The 16063-nt window shown below is 47.6% G+C and carries 10 protein-coding genes; 7 read left to right on the top strand and 3 right to left on the bottom strand.

Annotation, left to right across the window (positions count from 1 at the left end):
• Positions 1–82 precede the first annotated feature (82 nt).
• Positions 83–2683: a LuxR C-terminal-related transcriptional regulator gene (locus tag ACX1C1_RS07345; RefSeq protein ID WP_458956458.1), complete on the bottom strand. Its 2601-nt coding sequence runs from the start codon at positions 2681–2683 to the stop codon at positions 83–85.
• A gap of 163 nt (positions 2684–2846) precedes the next feature.
• Between ACX1C1_RS07345 and ACX1C1_RS07350 the strand changes: the two genes are divergently transcribed.
• Positions 2847–6635 carry an RCC1 domain-containing protein gene (locus ACX1C1_RS07350; protein ID WP_458956459.1) on the top strand — a complete coding sequence of 1263 codons (3789 nt, stop codon included), beginning with the start codon at positions 2847–2849 and terminating at the stop codon, positions 6633–6635.
• A 100-nt stretch (positions 6636–6735) separates the two neighbouring features.
• Here the strand turns inward: ACX1C1_RS07350 and ACX1C1_RS07355 are convergent, their stop codons facing one another.
• Both ACX1C1_RS07355 and ACX1C1_RS07360 read right to left on the bottom strand, forming a co-directional pair.
• Entirely contained in the window at positions 6736–6915 is a 180-nt protein-coding gene (locus ACX1C1_RS07355) for a phosphatase PAP2 family protein (protein ID WP_458957617.1), read from the bottom strand.
• Positions 6916–6949: 34 nt separating this feature from the next.
• Positions 6950–7081, bottom strand: a complete 132-nt coding sequence (locus tag ACX1C1_RS07360; protein WP_458956460.1) for a hypothetical protein — start codon at positions 7079–7081, stop codon at positions 6950–6952.
• A gap of 332 nt (positions 7082–7413) precedes the next feature.
• Here ACX1C1_RS07360 and ACX1C1_RS07365 point away from each other — a divergent pair, with 332 nt between their 5' ends.
• The 6 genes from ACX1C1_RS07365 to ACX1C1_RS07390 are packed head-to-tail and all read left to right on the top strand — an operon-like array spanning position 7414 to position 16060.
• Entirely contained in the window at positions 7414–8298 is an 885-nt protein-coding gene (locus ACX1C1_RS07365; protein ID WP_458957618.1) for an ABC transporter permease, read from the top strand.
• 18 nt (positions 8299–8316) lie between these two features.
• The gene (locus tag ACX1C1_RS07370) at positions 8317–9225 is read left to right on the top strand and encodes a carbohydrate ABC transporter permease (protein WP_458956461.1); all 909 of its coding nucleotides are present in this window, start codon (positions 8317–8319) and stop codon (positions 9223–9225) included.
• A 21-nt stretch (positions 9226–9246) separates the two neighbouring features.
• A complete protein-coding gene (locus ACX1C1_RS07375; RefSeq protein WP_458956462.1) occupies positions 9247–10890 on the top strand; it encodes an extracellular solute-binding protein in 1644 nt (547 codons plus the stop codon).
• Positions 10891–10923: 33 nt separating this feature from the next.
• The gene (locus tag ACX1C1_RS07380; protein WP_458956463.1) at positions 10924–13242 is read left to right on the top strand and encodes a helix-turn-helix domain-containing protein; all 2319 of its coding nucleotides are present in this window, start codon (positions 10924–10926) and stop codon (positions 13240–13242) included.
• 21 nt (positions 13243–13263) lie between these two features.
• Entirely contained in the window at positions 13264–14739 is a 1476-nt protein-coding gene (locus ACX1C1_RS07385; RefSeq protein WP_458956464.1) for a glycosyl hydrolase family 28 protein, read from the top strand.
• Positions 14726–16060 carry a sulfatase family protein gene (locus tag ACX1C1_RS07390; protein ID WP_458956465.1) on the top strand — a complete coding sequence of 445 codons (1335 nt, stop codon included), beginning with the start codon at positions 14726–14728 and terminating at the stop codon, positions 16058–16060. The genes ACX1C1_RS07385 and ACX1C1_RS07390 overlap by 14 nt, the downstream gene beginning before the upstream one ends.
• Positions 16061–16063 lie beyond the last annotated feature (3 nt).

A 16063-nucleotide genomic window follows, 5' to 3' on the forward strand; every position in this document is an offset into this window, starting at 1 on the left:
GGCGCATATTCTCCTGTAACTGGGAGGTATGCGCCTCTTTTTGCAAGCTCATTTAGACTGCATTTAGAAATCATTAAGAAAACTAGCAATACAGCTGCATGTCCTGTGTGGCGATCAAGGCTTGAGTTCGGGAGGAGACGCCGAGCTTCTCATACAGACGAGAGAGATAGATCCTCACGGTACCCTCGGATAAGGATAGTGCTGCAGCTATTTGCTTATTTGACGCACCTTGTTGAACAAGGCGTAAGAGACCACATTCCCTTCTAGTCAGCAGCTCGGCTAGAGGGGCGGCAGGCGGAGTATACGGCTTGGGCACCTGCGGGAACAGCTGAAGCAGCATGCGGACATATTCCTCTGTAACACCTGCCAATGAACTTGCGTTTGTTTCGCTGCTCATGTGGGTGAGATACATATCCAACAATTCGGCCATAGCCGTCCCCTCGTCAAGGAAACTTCGAACATAACCAAACTTCTCGCCTATCGTCAGCGCTTTATGAACATATTGCAGTGCAGCGCTGCGCTGTCCGCGTTGAACCTCCAACAAGGCTTGAAGAGTCGAGATTTCCACTAAGCTAGAGTAGAGCTGCTCTCTCTCGGATTGCAGCCATAGCTGCTCTAGCAGGCGGAGAGCTTCGACTTCCTTCTGTTGTTTGCCCAGCAGACGACATAACGTAACAAATTGATATTCTTTGTTGAAAGTAGGTTTATCCTTAACGGTCAGCCCGATCTGAGCCATCTCTTTCTTGGCCTGTGGAACCTGTCCCTCTTGTAAGTAAATCCGGATTTTAAACGCGCGCAGCGCATCAATCCAGAGCGCTTCATTGAGCTGGTTGGCTGCGAGTAATGCCTCATCAACCACATTATAAGCGAGTTGAACTCGACCTTCCTGCATATAAATGCGGGCTTGCGTGATGCAGATGGGGATAAATAAACCGGGATAGCGCTTGGATGCGTCTGTTCTCTGAAGAACAAGGAGGAGCTCCCGACATTGATCCATTCTGTTCCATTCGTAATAGCCCTCGCATAGCGACTGTTTGACATACAAATTGATGAGAGACTCCTGCCATCCATGGGATTCGAGTACGCCTGTGAACATGTTGCCGATCGTTTCGGTATCACTTGACAGCATGCCCTTGAGTCCAAGAGTCGTCCGTCTTACAAGCGGTTCGGTGGTATTGTAATTGAAATTGTAGTAGGTCGGGTCGGATGGGACGATCTGATCCAGCAGCTCCTCGGCAAAAGCGAACCATCTGCCGAAATCTCCGTTGGCAAAAACAAGGTTCGACCTCACAAAAAGAATGCTATGCTGCAATTGCCTGGAGCGTGCGTTAGGCTCCATGGCTTTGCACAGAAGCTCAATACGCTCCAACTCATAATTGGCTGGGCCCAATTGTCCAGTTAGAACCAGAACGAAGGAATAGAGAAGGGATAGCTCAGGAGAGCGCTCGACCTCTTCGGGAATACAGGTAAACCAGTATAGGAGAGTGGCAAGCTCCCCTGTATTGAGCACTGTAGGCAGATGCTGTTCCAAATACGTCTGCATGAGAACGTAGTCCTCAGCCTGGATGGCGTGTTGAATGGCTTCTTCCATAAAACCGCGCGCAGCAAAACACTCGCTAGCCAGACGATTGGATGGCTTCCAAAGCTCAGGGTGGTTCTTTTTCACCAGTTCCTGCAGGTATTGGGCGAATAGATGATGGTATCGGAACCAGCTGTTTTGATCGTCGAGCGGAACCAAGAACAAATTCAGGTTTTTTAGACGTTCAAGGAGTTGAACACTATTCTTTTCTTGCGTGACGGCATTGCATAACATACTATCCATTCGACCTAGAATCGAGGTCTGAAGCAGGAATCGATAGATGTCGGCGGGCAGCTTGGACACGACCTCATGGAATAAGTAATCGGCGACATCGCGCTGATTTCCCTTGAAATCCCGAATAAATTGTGAATCATGGGTTCCGGTGCGCAAGGCCAACGATAACAGCTTCAAAGCGGTTATCCAGCCTTCTGTCTGAAGGGTTACTTGTTCGATCTCTGCCGTGGACAGCCCCAAACCACCTGACGACTCACGGAAAAACAATGCTGTTTCAAGGGTTGTAAATTGAAGCTGCAAAGTATCGATATGGTGGTACTCTTCGTTGGCCAACCATTTGACTGCAGAGAAAGGCAGCTCGGTTCGGCTGGCAATCAACACATGTACGGTTTGGGGCAAATAGTCAATGAAATAGGAAAGGCTGCTATGAATTTGTTCATTCTGTATAAGTTGATAATCATCTAGGATCAGTACAACTGCGTTTTCCATGACGTACAGTTCGTTTAATAAGGCATCCAGAAAGGTGCTAATCGATATAGCCGGCAAAGTCTGAATAAGCGGTATAATCCGCTGGATGACCGGTTCGGGAACGATGGCCGTAAGCGCATGGGTCACGTATCGCCAGAATCGGATGATATCGTTATCCCGCTCATCCAGAGAGAGCCAAGCAGGAGCGTGCTTCTGGTTATGCGCCCACTGTGTGACGAGTGTCGTCTTGCCAAAGCCGGCAGGGGCGCACACAAGTGTAATCCGTCCCTTCAATCCGGCTGTAAGGGCATCCATTAACCTGTCACGTGTCACGTGGGATTTTTTGAGAACGGGAACGGTTGTTTTGGCATGTAAGAAGATAGGGGGCGATTGTTGGATCATGGGTACCTCGCAAATTGCGACACGTTCTCGCAAGAATCGATCATTTGTAGCTTTATTATACGAAAAAATCGGTTTGAAGTTAACATTCGTCAATCGTAATGTACAAATTGAATTTGTAAAATTGGAGGTAATTGTAGAAAGTGCTAAAGTAACGGAGGTATATATGTTAAATCGTATTTTGAAAGTAATCGTAGCCATTGTTGTCTTTTTGGGGATCATGCCGTCAATTGCAATAAAATCTGTGCATGCCGCCGAATATGTTGTTGCACCGCAGCTTGCGACAGGTTATTACCATAGTTCGGTTCTTATTAGTGACGGGACGGTATGGTCGTGGGGGCGAAATACGAAGGGACAGCTGTCACATGATCAAATGAACATATATGCCATGTGGCCTATCCGCGTAAAAAACCTGGATCGCGTCAAGCTAATTGCAACCAGCATTATGAGCAACTATGCAATTAAGGAAGATGGCACGCTGTGGGCTTGGGGATTAAATGAAAACGGTCAGTTAGGCGATGGTACGTTGGAGAATCGAACGGCTCCGGTACAGGTAAGAGGCATTGAAGGGGTAACCGCTGTATCTACGGGTCTCGGTTATCACGTTCTCGCCTTAAAAAACGATGGGACGGTATGGGCTTGGGGAAGGAATGACAACGGGGAGTTAGGCGACGGGACGAAGACGCAAAGGCAATTGCCCGTAGAAGTGACTGGCCTTACGGATGTAGTATCTCTTGTAAATGCAGGCTATCACAGCTTGGCTCTGAAGTCGGACGGGACAGTCTGGGCATGGGGGAGAAATACGTATGGCGAATCCGGAGGAGGGGTGACCGCCTATCGTACAACTCCCTTTCAAGTAAGTATTAGCGATGTAAAGGCGATTGCCGCGGGAGATCATCATAGTGTAGCGGTAAAGGAAGACGGGACGGTATGGACCTGGGGGAGAAATACATTTGGCACGCTAGGTGATGGAACCACCACAAACCGTGTAGTGCCTGTTCAAGTGGTTGGAATCGATCATGTAAAAAGTGTCGTAGGGGGCACTCATTTTAGTTATGCGCTAAAGGAAGACGGGACGGTATGGAGTTGGGGCATAAACAATTATGGACAATTGGGAGATGGGACCACGCAGACTAGGCTAAGTCCCGTTCAAGTTAGCGGCTTAACGGATGTGGTCTCCATTGGTGCAGGCGGTTATAACGGCACTGCGATGCAATCCGGAGGGGAAACCTGGGGCTGGGGCTACAACGAATATGGGGAATTAGGGGATAGATCAAATGAAACGAAGCTTGTTCCTGTTCGCAATGCTGCCGTATTGGATGTAACTCCACCTACCATTGCGAATCCGGTCATCACACCAACTGACATTACGGAAACAGGTGTTACACTGTCTTGGGAGAAGGCAACGGATAATATGAGACAGCAGGCTGAGCTGGCCTATCAAGTCTATCAAATTGGCAGCAAAACTGCGTTAACCGTTAGTGCCATTGAGGCCGCTGGTGTCCGAATCGGAGATTATGAGTTGGATACGGATACCAAGCAAGTAACAGGTTTGTATGATGGTCAAACCTATCATTTTATCGTCATCGTGAAGGATACAGATGGCAGTAAACGTGTGTACAATAAAGTGACCATAAGGACAGTAGAAATTCCAACTTACTCTGTGAACTATTATGCAAATGGCGGTATAGGCAGCGCGCCGATAGATAACTATGTGTACTATCCGGACGAGTCCGTTAGCGTATTGGGAAGTGGAGGCTTAACGAGACCAGGCTATACCTTTGCGGGATGGAATACGGGGGCGGATGGAAACGGAACGGCTTATGTGGCAGGAGCCGAGTTCACCATGGGAGCTGCGAATGTTGAATTGTTTGCGCAGTGGACGCTGAACCAGACTTATACGGTGACGTACAATGCCAACAGCGGAGCAGGTGATGTTCCGACGGATAGTAACGTTTATGAGCAAGGAGTTGCAGTTACTGTTCTTGGCAATACAGAAGGCATGACGAAATCCGGTCACGCATTTGTGGGATGGAATACGCAAGCGGATGGAAATGGAACAGCATATGCGGCAGGAGCAGAGTTCACTATGGGAGCTGCGAATGTTGAGCTATTTGCGCAGTGGACGCTGAACCCGACTTATACGGTGACGTACAATGCCAACAGCGGAGCAGGTGATGTTCCGACGGACGGCAATGCATATGAGCAAGGGACAACGGTAACTGTCCTTGGCAATACAGAAGGCCTGACGAAGTCCGGTCATAGCTTCGTGGGATGGAATACTCAGGAGGATGGAAATGGAACGGCGTTCTCGGCTGGTGCCGAATTAATTATGGGAGCTGCGAATGTTGAACTATTTGCGCAGTGGACACTGAACCCGACGTATACGGTGACGTACAATGCCAACAGCGGAATAGGGGATGTTCCGATGGACGGCAATGCATATGAGCAAGGGACAACGGTAACTGTCCTTGGCAATACAGAAGGCATGACGAAATTCGGTCACACCTTCGTGGGATGGAATACGCAACCGGATGGAAATGGAACAGCATATGCGGCAGGAGCAGAGTTCACTATGGGAGCTGCGAATGTTGAGCTATTTGCGCAGTGGACGCTTGATACCAACGGTGGTACATCAGGGGGCACTCCTGAAAGCAATTCAAACACGGAGAATGTGCCCGATGAGCTCAAAGGGTTACGTGTTACTGTGAGTGGAGTAAAGCAGGATCTGGTTGATGATGTTACGATTACGAAGGAAAATGGGCAAGTTGTCATGACGGTCCATATGGACTCGAATAAATGGCAGGCGCAGCTTGAGCAGGTAGGCAAACAGCCGGAAATCATTATTTCGATCACTGAAACTGTAGATGAAGTGTCTGTTGTATGGACGGGAGATGCCGTACAAGGGTTGGAAGGCAAGCAGGGCGTTCTCATTATCCAAACATTGAACGGTAACTACAAGCTGCCAATGGAGGAGATCGAGTTTGATTCATGGTCAAAACGATTAGGGGATCAGGTACCGATCGCTGATACCACCTTGCACATTACCCTTGCCAAAGGCAGTGCCGCACAGATTGCGCTTCTCAATCGTACGGCAAATGAAGAAGGGTTTACCGTTATTGGATCACCTGTAGACTTTATAGTCACGATTTCATATAACGGCAAATCAATCGAATTAAGCGAGTTTAACTCATATGTAGAAAGGGAGATTGTTCTTCCGGATGGCGCCCATTCAAGCAGCTACACGACGGCTGTAATCGTGGAAGAAGACGGGACGATCCGCCACATGCCTACACGATTTATTACTCGCGAAGGGAAGGTTATTGCCGTTGTAAGTAGTTTGACCAACAGCACCTATGTACTGATAGGGAACACGATCCGCTTTGAGGATGTTGAGTCTCATTGGGCAAAGGATGCCGTGAACAACATGGGGTCAAGAATGGTAGCGCGTGGTGCAGATGAAAATCATTTTAATCCAGATGCGTCTATTACCCGCGCGGAATTCGCCTCCATTCTTGTACGCGCCTTAGGTTTGGCTGACACGGCGGAATCTAACGCATTCGCTGATGTGAAATCCGGTGCGTGGTACAACGGAGCGGTAACAGCAGCTCAGAAGTATGGAATTGTCGGAGGGTACGCGGATGGAACATTCCACCCAGCCGCCACCATCACACGTGAAGAAGCGATTGTTATGATCTATAGGGCGATGAAACTCGTTGGATTGGCTACGGAATTCAGCAGTAAGGAAGTAGAAGCGACTTTAGCCCAATTTGTAGATGGCTCAGCCATCCATTCATGGGCCGAAGAGGCAGTCGTTGCGACTGTGACGAATCAGCTCATCCAGGGCACTCATTCGAAGCTGATGCTGGAGGACGACATTACAAGGGCAGAAACAGTAGTCATTATACAAAGGATGCTGGACAAGGCTGGTTTAATCGATCGCACCCATCCTTAATTGTTCACTGGTATTCTTTTCGTATCGAGGATGTACACAAAAGACAGTATCCGATGTGGGTGTGGATACTGTCTTTTTTCATCCAATTTTCAATTCCGAGTTAATTAAAGGGATGATTAGACGCACCGCTCATCCTTTGAGCAGGGAGTGGTTGTCCGGCTTGAGGCTTCTTATACATCCATTCGGTGAGCAGATAAAACACAGCAATGCTGATGTAGCCGCCGACAATAACATCTGTAAAGAAGTGTGCGCCGAGCAGAACGCGACTGATCGCTACCATCACGCCCCAGATTAAAGCGAACGCCAGGATATGCTTATAATAGGCTTTTCCTGCCGAAGAACAGAATTGCGGTTCCGAGCAATATCCCCATATTGGCTGGCAGCTCCCCTAAGATATTAAACACTTCCGCAAATCCATAAGCCTTACCGACCACGTTCTTGGACAAGGTATAATCAAAATCTCCTAACGGGCTATACAATTATTGCTGTAAATTTGTTATAAAATTGCTTTTGTATGCGCTTGCTCAATAAGCATTTGAGCAATATTTTTCATGAGGCAGAATCGGTTTCACATGATCTGCAACTTTGGTTCCAGCGAACAGGATGATAAGCTTGCAGCCGAAATCCTTAGATATAGCGCGGCTTGCGCGAGCTCAAATGATTTTTGCCGATCAGAAAAAAACTGCAGATTTACTCCCAACCAGCTTCCTACTATGCTTCTAGGTGACAGGACAACAACAACAGAAAGGAAGGTGAAGACTTGAAATTGTTCTTCGATATGAAACGGAATTATGATCTTTATTTGCTAAGCATCCCTGCGTTCATTTATTTTATCATCTTTCAATACGGACCCATGTACGGACTGCAGATCGCCTTTAAGGATTATAATCCGGTCAAAGGTTTCCTGAACAGCGATTGGGTAGGCCTTGAGCATCTGGCAAGGTTCTTAAGCTCCTACAATTTCTGGTTGTTAATAAAAAACACCTTATTTATTAACCTGTACGAATTGGCGGTTGCATTCCCGGCTCCGATTATCTTTGCATTGCTGCTTAACGAGATTGGGAAGGCACGATTCAAGAAATTCGTACAAATGGTCAGTTATGCACCGCATTTTATTTCGACAGTAGTTATGGTCGGCATATTAATGATTTTTTTATCCGCGACAGGCGGGACCGTGAATCATATTATTCAGTTCTTCGGATTAGAGCCGATAGCCTTCCTTCAAGAGCCCGGATGGTTCAAAACCGTGTATGTGCTGTCTGGCGTATGGCAAAGTCTTGGTTGGGGCACTATTATCTATCTTGCGGTATTATCAGGAGTGGATAAACAGCTTTACGAAGCGGCGCAGATCGATGGTGCCAGCAAGTTGAAGCGGATAATCCATATAGACATCCCGCAATTGATTCCAACGGCGATCATTTTGCTTATTCTGGATGTCGGAAGAATGATGAACGTAGGTTTCGAGAAGGTGTTTTTGCTGCAAAACTCACTTAATCTCTCGGCATCGGATGTTATTTCTACGTATGTGTACAGGATGGGTATTCTTTCGGCTGATTTCAGCTTTGCAACGGCAGTAGGGCTTTTTAATGCGGTTATCAATTTCATACTGTTGGTTTCCGTCAATCAGTTTATTCGCAAACGCAGCGAAACGAGCTTATGGTAAATGGAGGGACATCATGTCATGAATGTAAAACCAAGTCGGATGAAACAGAGCCGAAGCGATGTCGTATTTGATTATCTGAATTATGCCGTCATGATAGTCATGACAATACTGTTTATTTATCCATTGGTGTTTATATTAAGCGCTTCCTTCAGCGATCCCAACATGGTTTGGAGCGGCAAGATGTGGCTGTTCCCCAAAGGGTTTACCATCGAAGGTTATCAATTGATTTTTGAGAACGACGCTGTGTGGAGCGGATATCGGAATAGCTTGATCTACATGGTTGTCGGAACGATCATTAATGTTATCTTAACGATTATGACCGCTTACCCGCTCTCCAGGAAAGATTTTGTACCACGAAATTTCTTGATGCTGTTGTATACCTTCACCATGTTTTTCGGAGGCGGACTGATACCAACCTATCTGCTTGTGAAAAACCTCGATATGGTGAATACGATGTGGGCGCTCATTATTCCTAACGCTATCGTGGTGTGGAATTTGATTATTACGCGAACGTATTTTCAAACGAGCATTCCTCAGGAGCTGAGAGAAGCGGCGTTTATCGACGGATCAACCAATATTCACTTTCTCATTCGGATCGTTCTGCCGCTGTCTGCTCCGATCCTGGCCATCATTACATTGTTTTATAGTGTAAGTCATTGGAACGAGTATTTCCGTGGTCTCATCTATTTGACAGACCGCTCGTTATATCCATTGCAGCTGATATTGCGCGAAATTCTGGTGAAGGGAGAGGTAGCGGCAGAAATGTTGTCGGGGCAAGACGCGCTTGATGCAGCTTCACGAATGCGAGTGACGGAAATGATCAAATACGGGGTTATTATTGTGGCAAGCATCCCGTTGCTAATTATGTACCCATTTGTTCAACGATACTTTGTCAAAGGGATTATGGTAGGCTCACTAAAAGGATAATCATTGGGGGAGGCGACAAGCATGCGCACGAAAAACGGAATGATTTATTTACTTAGCGGTGTATTAAGTATTGGTCTGATTACGGGGTGTTCAGGTAATAACAGCGGCAATAATACCAACAATCAGGAACCGGTTCAAACGACGGCTGCTCCGGGCACGGAAGAGGTGAAGATAGAAAACTTTAACGCGGAAGGTTTCCCTATTGTTACGACTCCAATTAAGCTGAATATGATGGGGCTCACACATCCTATTCTGTCAGAATGGGAGGATAATCTGTTCTTTAAACGAATGGAAGAAAAGACAAATATCAGCTTTGAGTACAACACTGCGCTGCCTGCCAATTGGGCAGAGAAGAAAAACATCATGTTCGCGGGCAATGATCTCCCGGATGTGTTCTTTAAAGCAAGTTTATCACCGGAGGAAGAGATGCGTTACGGGGAACAAGGCACGCTCATCCCGCTGGAAGAGCTCATCGACAAGTATGCGCCTAATATCAAAAAAATGTTTGAAGAGCGACCGGACATTAAGAAAAGTATTACGCTGCCTAACGGTCACATCGTTGCCTTGCCTAAGGTGCTGCCAGCCGACACTATTTTTATGATGTATGTGAATCAGATGTGGTTGGATGCATTAAAGCTTGAGAAACCAACGACGCCTGAAGAATTGTATAACGTGCTGAAGGCGATGAAGGAAGGAGACCCGAACGGCAACGGCAAGCAGGATGAAATTCCGCTAAGTTTCTCTGTCGAGGGCAATGCAGTTGGATATAATCAGAATATCCGTTTGCTAATGGGCAACTGGGGTTTGCTGCCGAATGCGTACAGCGGTGTATACATTAATGAGGAAAACAAAGTTGAGTTTGCGTTTATGCAACCGGAATACAAGGAATTTTTGAAATTCATGAAGAAACTATACGATGAACAGTTACTTGATAACGAAGTGTTTGTGCAGAATGAGGAGCAAGTAAAAGCCAAAGGCACGGGTACGGATAACCAGCTCGGAATTGTTGTAACGGCTAGCCCTCTCATCTATGTAGGCGCGGAGCGCCATTACGATTATACGGCTCTGCCTCCTATGAAGACGGCGGACGGGAAGCAAGTATGGCTGCAGGATCCGGGCATTCAGCGTGGCAAATTCGCAATCACGAGTGCCAATCCGAACCCTGAAGCGATGATTCGTTGGGTAGATTATCTATACGGCGAAGAAGGCCGACGCCTTGTATGGATGGGAGTCGAAGGTGAAGATTACAAGGTCAATGATGATGGAACTTGGAATTGGATATTGGCAGAAGGGCAAGCGGCAACCGACAAACGTGGTATTGCGACCATCCAGCCGGGCGGAAGCGAAGTTGGGGGACCTCCTGAGTTCTGGACAAAAATAAATGACAAGCTGGAAAGACATTTGATCGATAACCGCAATCAGGTTAATCCTTTCGGTGTCACGGAATATCCTTTGATCTATCTGGAGGATGCGAAGCAGAAACAAGTCAATGCCGTTCAAACCGATATTTCCGGATTCGTTAGCCAGAAGATGGCCCAATTCATTATCGGCAGAGAATCGATTGATGAAAGCTGGGAGTCGTACGTACAAACATTAAATCAAATGGGTATTGATAGCCTGATTGAGATCTACGATGAAGCGTTCCAACAGTATTCTAGCAACTAACACTAATTTATGACTTCAGGGGAGGGAATCCAGATGACGATATTAACGCGAGTACTTCGTCAGAGGAGACCCTCTTCCTTATTTGTGAAGATTTTTTTATCTTATTTGTCCATTGTCGTCATTCTTCTCTCCATTCTAGGCGGCTTGGTTTATATCACCTTTATTCGTACCATTAAGGAACAGACACATGAGTTCGGGAAGCTGGACTTGTATCAATTCACGGAGAACATCAATGATCAGTTAAGAGAGCTGGAGATCACGGCTCTTCAAGTCACGAATAATTCAGAGTTGTCTCCTTTTTTTGCGACCAAAGATCGGTTCGGGAACTATGAAGCCATTGGCGAGCTGAAGAAGTATGGATACGGACGGGGAAATATCGCTGATATGATGCTCTATTATTATCGCGATCGCTCCTATGCGTATGCCTCGTCAGGAAGATATCCCATTGAGACCTTCTTGAATCAGTATCAGCTGCCGGCGGATGAGATTGAGAAAATAAGCAACCAACTGACAAGAGGACAAACGCCGATTATTCTGACCTCTCAGGGGCAGCAACGCATATCCTTGGTCTATCCTTTGCCAGTTAATTCGTCGCAGCCGTATGCGCTGTTGACCTTTGTCATGAACCAGCAGTTCTGGCAATCGGCAGAGCAAATCGCCAGCAAATATCACGGCAATCTGTATATCTTCCACAACGATCAACTGGTCGTCCATGCGAATCATTCGGAACAAGGTCAGACGATAGAGGATGCCGGGCAATTGCTAAAGCTAACCGACAGCATGTCCAGACAACGAATTGTCGGGACCGACTATTCGATCATTCGCATTCAATCAACGTATAACAACTGGAATTATATATTAGCCATACCGACCTTCGAGTATATGAAGCAGTTTAATAATCTCGTGGCTATCTTTAACTATGCGACGTTAGGGCTGTTTATCATTGGCGTGATTATTGCGGTGACGTTCGCCGTAATCTACAATCGTCCTCTGCAGCGGCTATTTGAGAAGATCAAAGGTTTCACCGTTGAGAGTCCGAAGTTGCCCGTGGAAGAACCGGCGATGACTCATTTTGACCGGATGTCCCACTGGTTGGATGGGGTAGCTAAGGAGAATCAGGATCTACGGTCCGAGTTGAGATCGAAAGCGGGACTCATGAAACAACAGGCCGTCGTCCAGCTCTTGAGCGGGAATGTGAAAGCGATCGAGACGTTCAAGCAGAGCAGCGAATATCGTCTCTTAGGTTTTTCTTATTCACGCGTTACGGTCCTTCTCTTTTATATTGACGATTACCAGCGTTTTCGGACTCAGAATTCTCCCGATATTCAGGAGCTGCTAAAGTTCAGCATTCTGAATGTACTCGAAGAGTTAGCCAATGAGATTGGCATTGGATACGGCATGAATCTAGTAGAGGACAAAGGCGGAGTCATGGTGTTGAATATACGAGATGGAGTAACCTCGGCTGAGCTAGTCGAATTCGCGCGACAGGCCAAGGCGTTCTATAAGAAGCATTTCCGTTTCACGCTTACGATCGGGATCGGGTCCATCTATGACGATCTTGCCAAGCTGCCCGAAGCGTTCCGGGAAGCGAACAAAGCCGCGCAATATCGATTCGTGCAGGGCTGGGATCAGGTTATTCTTTATCATGACGTCAAGACCTACGTGCAAGACAACGCGGAATCGTATCTGTACCCGCAATCTCTTGAAACGAAGTTGGTTCATGCCTTGCTGCAGGGTGAAGTCAATGAACTGGAAAAGCATATGAAAGAGATGTTCGACTTTATCCGCCTGCATGCCACAAGCGGGGAGTCCGGCTACAGTTTGTTAAGCAGTTGGGTCATTACGCTTAATCGGCAAATCGAACAATCGATGATCCTTGTCGATAGTGATCGTCTTCGCCTTAATGAAATGCTGGGAGAACGGCCGGAAACGCTGGATGAATCGGAGCGGAAGCTGACCGAGATCTTGCTGACATTATGCCGGGATATTCATAAACGCAAGCATGAGAAGCAAGACCAGTTCATTCCGCAAATTATAGGCTATGTAAAGCACAGATATACCGAATATAGCTTGAATCTCGATGAAATCGCCCGCCATTTCAATATCTCGCCATCGCATATCACCAAATTGTTCAAAGCGGAAACCGGGTATACCCTTATGAATTATGTGGATAAGCTGCGGATGGAACGGGCCAAGGAATTATTGAAGGCGACGGATGAACCGTTGCGAACCGTTCTTCAAAGCACGGGGTACTTGGATGAGACGAATTTCATCCGCAAGTTCAAGAAGGCAGAGGGCATTACGCCCATGCAGTATCGGGCGCTTATAAGAGGTCAGCAATCGGATCGCTGACAATAACTAGGGGGAGAGTACTTGTCGGATTTCAGAATCTATCCAGCACCGGCATCTGTGCCGGAATCCAATGATTTTAGAGTAAGCCTTGAAGAGCAAGCAGTCTTCTGTTATACCGCACGCGTATACAATAGCCGCAACCCTGAAGGGGTTTGTCAAGGACTTCCGTTTTCTACGGCGAGTTTTGCTTACTTTGATACCGCTGGCCCTATTGAGGTGGAAGTGACCTGTCTGCATCCCATCGAGCATATTCGGGTGATGCCCGTGTCACAACACATTGATTTCCAGTCTAGCGAACAACGAATTCGGTTTTCTATTCAACCAGGGCAGCATATTTCCATAGAGCCGTACGGAGATGCGAACGCGGTACTGCATGTGTTCGCCAATCCAATGGAGGAAGACATACCGGGGCAAGATGACAACGTTATTTATTATGGGCCGGGCATTCATGAAATATCCTCCATCCAGTTGCAGAGCAATCAGACGCTTTATGTGGCGGGAGGGGCTGTACTGGTCGGGGTCGTAGCTCCTGATGAGCCTTGTTATCGCGAAGAGAAGAAACCCAATCAAATTACGCAGCGAAGGTATGGCCATCTCATCTTTGCCGAAGATGCCGTTAACGTTACGATCCGAGGACGGGGGATTATCGACAGCAGTCTGCTTGAGAATGAAGGGGCGCGCAAAAACCCGATTGTCTTTACCCGGTGCAGAAATGTAAAGGTGGAAGGTGTTATTCTTAAAGAAGCAACCTGTTGGAATCTGACAATGTACAGAAGCGAGCAATGTCTCGTTGATGGCGTGAAGATCATCAGCGCATTCTATAACTCCGACGGCATTAATCCGGTGTCGAGCAAACAAGTTGTCATCCGGAATTGCTTTGTACGTCAGCGTGATGACGGCATTGCAATCAAGGCTATGGATACCGGCAACGTGGATTGTTTCTTAGTAGAACCTGAGGGAGAGCTGCCAGGCGGAGAATGCAAGAACATTCATGTGGAGAACTGTGTCATATGGAGCGACTGGGGCTTTGCGCTTGGTGTGACTTACGAAACGCGTAAACCGATCTCGCATGTTTCATTCGAGAACTGCACCATTATTCATGCTACGCATAATACCCCTGATCAAGGTGTATTGGGAATTCTCGTATCCGATGAAAGTGAAGTACGGGATATCTACTTTAATCATATTACCGTCGAACGAAGCTTAAAGCCGCTTATAAAGCTGGTCGTCAAGAAGACGCCATGGACGGTGAGCGAACAGCTAGGGAGAATTAGAGATGTTTATTTTCAGAATATTGCGTTAATTGGGGGCGAGAAGCAACCAATCCTGATAGAGTCGTTCTCTCCGATCAGCAATATCGAAAATGTCAGCTTTGAGAAAATAGCCGTAGTGGGTACGCCTCTGGAGGAGCTCGATCCTTCCTTATGCAGCATTTCGCCTTATTCACATCATATCAAGATTGGCGGCAAGGAGGAGGGGAAATATGAAAGGCTCTAATCTTATCCTTATCACTTGTCATGACTTGGGGAGGTTTCTCGGGTGTTATGGCGTAACGACTGTCCAAACACCGAATCTGGACCGATTGGCTTCTGAAGGGGTGCTCTTCGAACAGGCATACTGCACGGCGCCGCAATGCAGCCCATCCCGAGCTTCGTTGTTCACAGGAAGATATCCGCACAACAATGGCATGATGGGTTTGACCAATGTTGGAATGTGGGATATTCATCCCGAAGAAAGGCATCTTGCTGAGATGCTGCAAGAGGCGGGCTACATCACTGGTCTCGCGGGCATCTACCATGAGACGCTGCTCGATCCAGCCGAGCGCTTCGGCTTTGATGAGGTATGCACCTCGCCGCGGAGAGGGGAAGCGATTGCGGCCGAGGCGATCCATATGCTTGAGCAGTTTGCGGTACAAGAGCGGCCATTTTTCCTTGAGATCGGCTTCTTCGAGCCTCATCGGATCCGCAACATGGAGGAGCTGGACTACATGGGCTTTACTGGCGGATATATCGAGCCTGATGAGGAGCGCGATATTACGGTCCCTGGTTACCTGGAGAATCATGCAGGCAGTCGCAAGGAAATGGCGGAGCTTCAAGGCGCGGTCAAATATATGGACGCTCAAATCGGTCTCCTGATGGAAAAGCTTAAAGCGGTAGGGCGGGATCAAGATACCGTAGTTCTCTTTACAACCGATCACGGTCTTGCTCTTCCTAGAGCGAAGTGTTCCTTATACGATTCTGGGTTGGAGGTCGCGCTGCTATTGCGTGTCCCTGGGGGGCGTTGGCAGGGAGGACAGCGGATCGACAATCTGGTTTCTAACATTGACATCGTGCCGACGCTTCTTGATTTGCTAGAGCTTCCTGTGCCAGGCAATGTCCAGGGCGTAAGCATTGCGCCGCTGTTGGACAACGATGCAGAGGCGACTTCTAGGGACTGCATATTCGGTGAAATGACGTATCATGACTATTATGATCCACGCAGATGCATCCGTACGGCGCGATACAAGCTGATCATTAACTTTAGTGGAGCACCCTACTTTATGAACCCCTCCCAATCGTGGAGGCCGCGCACAGACCCTGTATTCCCGGAGAAGCCAGCGCTGCACTATCATGAGTTTGTGGAGCTCTACGATCTTGAGGCCGACGCTCATGAACTCGACAATAGGGCAGAGGATCCAGTCTACGCGGACATCAAGCAGCAATTGAGCGAGCGGCTTCTGAGATGGATGGCGGACACGAGCGACCCGTTGCTGCAGGGGGCCGTTACCTCTCCTCATCATCGTCTTGCTCTCAGTCAGTTAACTCATTATGGAGCGTGAGAC

The sequence above is a fragment of the Paenibacillus sp. strain BS8-2 genome (assembly GCF_054483835.1).